General features: G+C 66.5%; 8 protein-coding genes. 6 read left to right on the top strand and 2 right to left on the bottom strand.

All coding sequences use genetic code 11. The features are described 5' to 3' along the window. The first annotated feature begins 59 nt into the window (after positions 1-59). Complete coding sequence (tatC, locus tag IPU70_RS30710) at positions 60-851, top strand: twin-arginine translocase subunit TatC (protein ID WP_207473148.1); 792 nt, start codon at positions 60-62, stop codon at positions 849-851. Between the two features lie 79 nt (positions 852-930). Beyond that, positions 931-1299, top strand: coding sequence for a helix-turn-helix domain-containing protein (locus IPU70_RS30705; RefSeq protein WP_207473138.1), 369 nt, complete (start codon positions 931-933; stop codon positions 1297-1299). Positions 1300-1336: 37 nt separating this feature from the next. Here IPU70_RS30705 and IPU70_RS30700 read toward each other — a convergent pair whose 3' ends face one another. Further along, a complete protein-coding gene (locus tag IPU70_RS30700) occupies positions 1337-2497 on the bottom strand; it encodes a trypsin-like peptidase domain-containing protein (RefSeq protein ID WP_207473136.1) in 1161 nt (386 codons plus the stop codon). Positions 2498-2516: 19 nt separating this feature from the next. Between IPU70_RS30700 and IPU70_RS30695 the strand changes: the two genes are divergently transcribed. From IPU70_RS30695 to IPU70_RS30685, 3 genes are all read left to right on the top strand, one after another. Beyond that, a complete protein-coding gene (locus tag IPU70_RS30695; protein WP_207473133.1) occupies positions 2517-3293 on the top strand; it encodes a Nif3-like dinuclear metal center hexameric protein in 777 nt (258 codons plus the stop codon). 273 nt (positions 3294-3566) lie between these two features. Then, complete coding sequence (locus tag IPU70_RS30690; protein WP_207473124.1) at positions 3567-4193, top strand: glutathione S-transferase family protein; 627 nt, start codon at positions 3567-3569, stop codon at positions 4191-4193. Positions 4194-4248: 55 nt separating this feature from the next. Continuing rightward, positions 4249-5580, top strand: coding sequence for an MFS transporter (locus tag IPU70_RS30685; RefSeq protein ID WP_207473122.1), 1332 nt, complete (start codon positions 4249-4251; stop codon positions 5578-5580). Positions 5581-5615: 35 nt separating this feature from the next. Here IPU70_RS30685 and IPU70_RS30680 read toward each other — a convergent pair whose 3' ends face one another. Continuing rightward, on the bottom strand, positions 5616-6641 hold the full coding sequence (locus IPU70_RS30680) for an AraC family transcriptional regulator (protein WP_207473121.1): 1026 nt from the start codon (positions 6639-6641) through the stop codon (positions 5616-5618). A 144-nt stretch (positions 6642-6785) separates the two neighbouring features. Between IPU70_RS30680 and IPU70_RS30675 the strand changes: the two genes are divergently transcribed. Continuing rightward, positions 6786-7547, top strand: coding sequence for an aldolase (locus IPU70_RS30675; RefSeq protein ID WP_207473113.1), 762 nt, complete (start codon positions 6786-6788; stop codon positions 7545-7547). The last annotated feature ends 2 nt before the right edge of the window (positions 7548-7549 follow it).

The following is a 7549-nucleotide window of genomic DNA, read 5'->3' as shown; positions in this document are numbered from 1 at the left end:
CCCAAGGCCGACGACGCCGCGCCCGCCGCCAAGCCCGTCGCGCCCTCCGGAACACCGACGTGACCCAGGACGCCACCCAAGAAGAAGGCCAGCAGGAGACTTTCATCTCCCACCTGGTCGAATTGCGCACTCGCCTGCTGCGCGCCGTTGGCGCCGTGGTCGTCGTGTTCATCGTGCTGTTCATCTACCCCGGCGCGTCGGCCATCTATGACGTGCTGGCCCAGCCCATGCTAGCTTCGCTGCCGGAAGGCACCCGCATGATCGCCACCGGCGTCATCACGCCGTTCATGGTGCCGGTCAAGGTCACGATGATGGCCGCGTTCATCGTGGCGCTGCCCGTGGTGCTGTACCAGGCCTGGGCCTTCGTGGCGCCCGGCCTGTATCGGCACGAAAAGCGCCTGGCGCTGCCGCTCATCATTTCCAGCACCTTCCTGTTCATCGCGGGCATGGCATTCTGCTATTTCGTGGTGTTCCGCACGGTCTTCCACTTCATCGCCACCTTCGCGCCGCAGTCCATCACGCCGGCGCCGGACATCGAGGCCTACCTGAGCTTCGTCATGACGATGTTCATGGCCTTCGGCATCACCTTCGAAGTACCCGTGGCCGTGGTGCTGCTGGTGAAGATGGGCGTGGTCGAACTGTCCAAGCTGAAGGCCGCCCGCGGCTACGTGGTGGTGGGGGCCTTCATCATCGCCGCCGTGGTCACGCCGCCCGACGTGGTGAGCCAGTTCATGCTGGCCGTGCCGCTCTGCCTGCTGTACGAGGTCGGACTGATCTGCGCCCGCATGGTCACGCCAAAACCAGGAACGGAGAGCGAAGCCAGCTCGGATTCGCTGACCGAACGCCACTGATCTTCCTCTGGACGGTCCTGCCCACAAAGCAGGACCGTTTCACCTTGTGGGCGACACGCGGCAACTCTACATTGCCCTCATGTCACTCGCCCAAAGACTGCACACCCTGATGCGATGGCGCGGCATCAAAAGCCAGAACCAGCTGGCGCGCATTTCCGGCGTGCCGCAATCCTGCATCCATCGCATCCTCATGCGCGAAGACTGCTATTCGCCGTCTCGCGCCACCCTGCTGCGGCTGGCGCGCGCACTGGACACCAGCGTACCCTGGCTGACCGATGGCGTGGGGCCGGGCGGGGATGCGCCGCCAGGCAGCGTCGGCCCGCCGGACGGCGCCCCGGATGGCTATTGCACGGAAATCTGGGCGCTGCTGCGCAATCAATCCGAAAGCACCAAGAAGGCCATCGTATCGGCGGTGCGCCTGATGGCCAAAGACCCCGCCGCGACCTGACTTCCAGCCGCGCCCCGTGCCGAGTCCCAGCCCGTTCCTAGCGCGGCTTGCCCGGGCGCGTACCCACCACCACCGCCAGCTCGGCCGGCTTGCCGCCGCGCAGTATGCCCAGCTTGGCGCTCTGGCCCGGCGGCAGCTGCGCAATCTCCGACAGCAGGCTGGTAGTGTCCGCCATGCGCTTGCCGTTGACCGACTGCACGATATCGCCCACCTTCAAGCCACCACGCGCGGCAGGTCCATCGCGCATCACCCCGGCGATGATCACGCCGCGGGTGTCACGGTCCAGCCCGAACGCCCGCGCCAGTTCCGGCGTCACGTCCTGCGGCTCCACGCCCAGCCAGCCGCGCTTGACCCCGCCGGTCCTGACGATCTCGTCCATGACCTTGCGCGCGATCTCGATCGGGGTGGCAAAGCCTATGCCCATGGACCCGCCCGATTCGGAATAGATGGCGGTATTGATACCGACCAGATTGCCTGCGGCGTCGATCAGCGCGCCGCCCGAATTGCCGGGGTTGATCGCGGCGTCGGTCTGGATGAAATTCTCGTAGGTGTTCAGGCCCAGCCCGTTGCGGCCCAGCGCCGACACGATGCCCAGCGTCGTGGTCTGCCCCACGCCGAACGGATTGCCGATCGCCAGCACTACGTCGCCCACCCGCAAGCCCCGGTCCGGCGCCAGGGTGGCCGCGGGCAGGGCGCGCAAGGTGGCCAGCTTCAGCACGGCCAGATCGGTGTCCGGATCCGCGCCCACCACCTTGGCGGCATCGCGGCGGCCATCCGCCAGCGCGACCTCGATCGCGTCCGCGGCCTGCACCACGTGGTAGTTGGTCAGCACATAGCCGTCCTGGTTCACGATCACGCCGGACCCCAGGCTGGTCGAGGCCTGGCGCCGTGTCACGCCCGGCACCTGGCCGAAGAACTGGCGCAGCACCGGATCGTCGGGCAGCGGAATCAGCGGCACGTTCACGTGCTTGGTGGTGTAGACGTTGACCACGGATGGCGCGGCGCGGGCCACGCCATCCGCATAGGACACCGTGGCCGCAGCACGCTCGGTCGGCGGTCTGGCCGCCGCTGCGGCGGGTTGAGGCCCCGCCGCCGGCCCGGCCAGCCGCAGCAGGTCAGGCCGCAAAGTCGTCACCACGAATAGAATACCCAGGCAGACCGTGACGGCCTGAGCAAAGATCAGCCAATATCGGCGCATGATTCTGATAGGACTAGCTATGAGTAAAGTGGACTCCCACGTCCTGGCCAACTGGCTGGACGACACCCTGCAGGCGGCGCGCTTCAAGGACTATTGCCCCAACGGGCTGCAGGTGGAAGGCCGATCCGAAATCGCACACATTATCGCCGGAGTCACGGCCAGCGAAGCCCTGCTGCGCGTGGCGGTCGAACGCGGCGCCGATGGGGTGCTGGTACACCACGGCTGGATGTGGCGCAACGAAGACCGCCGCGTGATCGGCACGCGCCGCGCGCGCATGGCCCTGGCCCTGAAAAACGACCTGAACCTGTACGCCTACCACCTGCCGCTGGACGCGCATCCCACGCTGGGCAACAACGCGCAGCTGGCGCGCGTGCTGGGCCTGACGCCCGCGCTGCGCGATGACGGCGCGCCGCAAACCTGTGGCCCCGACAATCTGGTCTGGCTGGGCGCCGCCGAAGGCGTGGCGACGCTGGGCCAGTTGGGCGCGCGCGTGGCCGAGCGCCTGGGCCGCCAGCCGCTGGTAGTGGGCGATCCGGACCTGCCGCTGGCGCGCGTGGCCTGGTGCACGGGCGGCGCCCAAGGCATGCTGGGCGACGCCGTGGACGCCGGCGCCAGCGCCTACATCACCGGCGAAGTCTCCGAATCCACGGTGCACCTGGCGCGCGAGACCGGCGTGGGCTTCATCGCCGCCGGCCACCACGCCACCGAACGCTACGGCGCGCAGGCGCTGGGGCAGGCGGTCGCGGATCGCTTCGGCATCAAGGTCGAATTCGTCGACATCGACAACCCGGCATAGCAGGCGCCGCGCCCCACCCAACGCCCCCGCAAAGGGGCGTTTTCATTTCATGGCGCGGCAACGGCAGCCGCGCACGCCGCCAGCGTCCGAATCGGCCGGACTTGCCTAGGGGAAAACCAGAGGGCGCGATCAAGGCGGCGCCTGTGCGTCGCATCTGGTCAATCGCGGTTCTCTCCCTGTCAATTCCGGGCGCAGTCCACAGCCCTAGCATTCCATCCAATCGCCCGCGGCCGGGCCTTTTCCGGCTGGGCCTCCTACACACGGAGCCATGGAATGCTGACCCTCTACGACCACCCGCGCTCCGGCAACTGCTACAAGGTCCGCCTCTTTCTTGCGCTCATCGGCCGGGACTACCAAAGCGCATTCATCGACGTACTGGCCCGCAAGAACCAGACCGCGGAGTTCGAGCAAATCAGCGCCTTCCAGCAGATCCCCGCGCTGACCGATGGCGACACCGCCATCTGGGACAGCCACGCCATCCTGCTGCACCTCGCGCACCACTATGCCCCCGAATGGCTGGCGCCACTGGCGCGCATCGGCGCCATGCACGCCTGGATATCGGTATCCGCCAATGAGATCGCCAACAGCCTGCAGCCGCTGCGCTTGACGCGTGTCGTGAGCAACGCCGAAGCCGCGCACCACCTGGGCGTGAGCGAGGCGCTGCTCGACGTGCCCGGCATGCAAGCCCGCACGGACCGCGTGCTGCAACGCCTGGACAAGCGCCTTGCGGAAAACACATGGCTGGCAGGCGGCGATGCGCCGAGCGTGGCCGACATTGCCTGCTACGGCTACCTGGCGCTGGCCGAGGAAGCCGCCATCGACATCACCGCCTATCCCGCCATCGCGGCTTGGCGCAAGCGCATACAACAGTTGCCGGGATACGTGCCGCCGGGCCCCTGAGCCCGCGCGCGACCACAAACACAAAAACTATTACTACAAGACAAGAGGGAACCACATGGACGCCATACAGGCCGCGCAGCCTATTACCCAATCACACAAGAAACCGAACCTGTTCCGGGTCGCCGTCGCGACCGTCATCGGCACCGCCGTGGAAGCCTTCGACTTCCTCGCCTACGGCACCGCCGCGGCGTTGGTATTCAACAAGATATTCTTCCCGCAATTCGATCCGGTAACCGGCACGCTGGCGGCCTTCGGCGCGTTCGCCAGCGGCATGCTGGCGCGGCCCATCGGCGGCATCCTGTTCGGTCATTTCGGCGACCGCATCGGCCGCAAGTCCATGCTGACGCTGAGCCTGCTGCTGATGGGCATATGCACCGTGCTCATCGGACTGCTGCCGACCTATGAACAGATCGGCATCTCGGCGGCGGTGCTGCTGGTGGTGCTGCGCATCGGCCAGGGGCTGTCGTTCGGCGGCGAGATGGGCGGCGCCATGCTGATGGCGGTCGAGCACGCGCCACCGAAGTGGAAGGCGTTCTTCGGCAGCCTGCCGCTGGTGGGCGCACCCCTGGGCATCCTGCTGTCGGTGGGCTCCTTCGCGCTGGTGACACGGCTGCCGGAAGCGGATTTCCTGTCCTGGGGCTGGCGCCTGCCGTTCCTGGCCAGCGCCGTGCTCATCGTCGTCGGCCTGTTCATCCGCCACGGTATCGACGAGTCGCCGGAGTTCGAACAGGTCAAGCGCGAAAAAGCGCTGGCCAGACAGCCCCTGGAAGACAAGATGCCCCTGGGCGAGCTGCTGCGCAAGCACGGCAAGTCGCTGCTGCTCTGCATAGGCTGCAAGATCGCCGAGGTCACCCTGATCTATACCTTCCTGGTGTTCTCGGTGTCCTATGCCGTATCGAAGCTGGGCTTCAGCCGGGCCGACGCGTTGCACGCCTTGCTCTACGGCGCAGGCCTGCTGATGTTCACCATCCCGCTGTTCGGCATGCTGGCCGACCGCATCGGCGCGCGCCGCGTCTGTGGCTGGGGCGGCATGTTCCTGGGACTCATGGCCATCCCGATCTTTCTCGCGGTGGGCAGCGGCTCGCTGATGGCATACAGCCTCGCCGTCTTCGTCGCCATGGCCTTCAACTACGCGATCATGATCGCGCCCCAATCCAGCCTCTACAGCGCCCAGTTCCCTGCGGAGCTGCGCTATTCCGGGCTGTCCATCGGGGTCCAGTTTTCGGCGGCCATCGGCGGCGGCCTGGCGCCGCTGATCTCGGCCACGCTGGTACAGAAGTTCGACAGCATTCTTCCGGTCGGCGTCTACCTGGCCTTCCTCGGCATCGTCGCGGGCACCTCGGCGTTTCTCATGAAGCCCACGCCGCAGGACTTGCGGCGCGGCTGACACGCCGAAACCAGCCACGAGCAGGCGGCACGCACCTATGCGCCGTCGCCGCTTCTGGCCGTCTTGCGGTACAGGGCCGGCGACATGCCGAAGCGTTCATGGAAGCGGCGGATGAAATGGCTGGCATGCTGAAAACCGCAAGACGCCGCAATCTCCTTGACCTCGACGTGCGCGCGCCGCGGATCCTCCAGCGCCTCCCTGGCCAATTGCAAACGGCGTTCGCGCACATAACTGGTGTATTGCAGCGAGCGCATCTTGAACAGCCGGTGCACCCAGCGCGTCGTCACGCGCAGCACGTCCGCCACCGCCTGCACCGACAACTCCGGATCGGTGATGTGGGCATCGATGTAGCTCGCCAGCACCTGCCAGTTGTCGGCGGGCGCCCGCGCATCGCCCGGTATCTTCTCCAAGGCCTGGCTGGTGTAGATCGAGGCCAGCAGCGCAAGCAGCGCCTGCTCCGCAAAAAGCGACGACGTGGGATTGGATTCCGCCTTGTCGAAGAACACGTGATGCAGGCAGCGATGCGCGGTCTGCACCATCGGCAAGGCGGCCACGCCGCGCTGCGCCGTGAACTGCGACATCGCCAGGCTGTGCGCGCCCAGCAGCCGCGACAGCGGCCCCTTGACCACCACGATGCGCGAATCCGTGTACATCCGGATCTCGGAAGGCAGCGCGGTGGTGCGGAAGATGATGTCGCCGGGTTCCAGCGGCAGCGTGGCCTCGTTCTGCACGATGACGCCGTGTCCCGCGATCACGAAGCTCGCCAGGAACTCCGCATGTTCCAGGTCGGCCGCGTGCTCCGCGCGATGGTGGACGCTGATCGGCGTGGATTCCAGGCTCACCACCAGTCCGCCTGCCCGCAACCTACAGGCCTGCAATTGCAGCCTGGGCTGTTCGGTCAAGGCCCGGAACTCCCCTGGCAGGACCAACTTGTCCAGCTCTCGCTCGTAGCCCGCGATCTCCTGCGCATAAAACGGGCGGAACTGCGGCGCGAAGTTGAGATCCGCCTCGGAACAGGCGGGCCGGGCGGATGGATTCACTGTCTGGCTGGCGCGTGGCATGCTGGGAACACTCTGTCGGGCCGGCCAACACTGGCCGAAAAGCGCCTGCCTTCCTGTCGCATTGAGTCAACCCTCGTTCGTGATCGGTCAATCGCTGGCGGCAGAGGCGGGCGTGTAATTGAGCCATTATCCCAAGGAGACCCCATGCTGGAAAAACAAGCCCATGCCGACGCCTTCTTTGCGCGCTCCGCGAACAAGCTCGACTTCGGGAACTGGGGCGAGAAGGAAAAGGTGGCCCTGAGCTGCCGCATTCTCGCCAGCGAAGGCCATTCGGAAACCCTGGCGGGCCAGATCACCGTGCGCCAGGAAGACGGCACGTTCCTGACCACGCCCATGGCCCAGGCCTTCGACGAAATCGTCCCGGCCTCGGTCATCCGCATCAACGACAACATGGAGGTGCTCGACGGCCCGGGCACGCCCAACCCGGCCGTGCGCTTCCACTTCTGGGTCTATCGCCAGCGTCCTGACGTGCAATGCATCATCCACACGCACCCGCCCCACGTCTCGACGCTGTCCATGACGGGCCAGCCGCTGGTCGTCGCGCACATGGACGCAACGCCGTTCCACAACGACTGCGCCCACCTGAAGGAATGGCCTGGCCTGCCCATCGCCGACCAGGAAGGCGAGATCATTTCAGCGGCGCTGGGCGACAAGCGCTGCATCCTGCTGGCCAATCACGGTTTTCTGGCCGCGGGCTCGTGCGTCGAAGAAGCGCTGTACCTGTCGGTACTGATCGAACGCGCGGCCCGCAATCAGCTGCAGGCCGCGGCCGCATACGGCGAAGTGACACCGGTGAATGACGCGCTGGCGGCCGAATCGCACGACTTTCTGTTGAAGCCCAGCATCGTGCGCGCGAGTTTCGCCATGTTTGCGCGGCGGGTCGAACGGCAAATGGCTGCGGAATAGGG

Origin of the sequence: Achromobacter sp. SD115, assembly GCF_017355315.1 — a bacterium.
Classification (GTDB): Bacteria; Pseudomonadota; Gammaproteobacteria; order Burkholderiales; family Burkholderiaceae_B; genus Achromobacter; species Achromobacter xylosoxidans_B.
Note: the sequence above shows the minus strand (reverse complement) of the source record. Positions and strands in the feature narration are given on the sequence as shown.

What these genes read in the sequence shown, in the direction of transcription:
- IPU70_RS30675 (WP_207473113.1), top strand. Translation starts at nt 6,786, where the DNA reads ATGCTGGAAAAACAAGCCCATGCCGACGCCTTCTTTGCGCGCTCCGCG.
- IPU70_RS30690 (WP_207473124.1), top strand. Translation starts at nt 3,567, where the DNA reads ATGCTGACCCTCTACGACCACCCGCGCTCCGGCAACTGCTACAAGGTC.
- IPU70_RS30685 (WP_207473122.1), top strand. Translation starts at nt 4,249, where the DNA reads ATGGACGCCATACAGGCCGCGCAGCCTATTACCCAATCACACAAGAAA.
- IPU70_RS30680 (WP_207473121.1), bottom strand. Translation starts at nt 6,641, where the DNA reads ATGCCACGCGCCAGCCAGACAGTGAATCCATCCGCCCGGCCCGCCTGT.
- IPU70_RS30695 (WP_207473133.1), top strand. Translation starts at nt 2,517, where the DNA reads ATGAGTAAAGTGGACTCCCACGTCCTGGCCAACTGGCTGGACGACACC.
- IPU70_RS30705 (WP_207473138.1), top strand. Translation starts at nt 931, where the DNA reads ATGTCACTCGCCCAAAGACTGCACACCCTGATGCGATGGCGCGGCATC.
- IPU70_RS30700 (WP_207473136.1), bottom strand. Translation starts at nt 2,497, where the DNA reads ATGCGCCGATATTGGCTGATCTTTGCTCAGGCCGTCACGGTCTGCCTG.